Source organism: Streptomyces sp. NRRL WC-3549 (assembly GCF_000721935.1).
In the GTDB taxonomy this organism is placed as follows: Bacteria; Actinomycetota; Actinomycetes; order Streptomycetales; family Streptomycetaceae; genus Streptomyces.
Genome location: NZ_JOCS01001860.1, coordinates 1 through 255, shown reverse-complemented (window position 1 = coordinate 255; position 255 = coordinate 1). Strand labels below are relative to the sequence as shown.

Annotated in this window: 1 protein-coding gene; it reads left to right on the top strand. The window is 67.8% G+C overall.

All coding sequences use genetic code 11. The features are described 5' to 3' along the window. Positions 1–255 (top strand): acyltransferase domain-containing protein (locus tag IH13_RS36395; RefSeq protein ID WP_158791004.1); only part of this gene is annotated, 255 nt, incomplete at both ends.

Below are 255 nucleotides of genomic sequence, written 5' to 3'. Positions count from 1 at the left end.
GACGAGGTTCGTGTGCGGCTTGCGCGTTGGGAGGGGCGTCTTTCGGTCGCGGCGGTGAACGGCCCGTCCTCGGTGGTGGTCTCCGGTGACGGTGACGCGCTGGAGGAGCTGCTGCTGGAGTGCAAGGCGGGGGAGGTGCGGGCCAAGCGCATCGATGTGGACTACGCGTCGCACAGTGCGCATGTGGAGCGGATTCACGGTCGGCTGTTGGAGGTGCTGGCGGATCTGTCGCCGCGTTCTTCGCAGGTGCCGTTG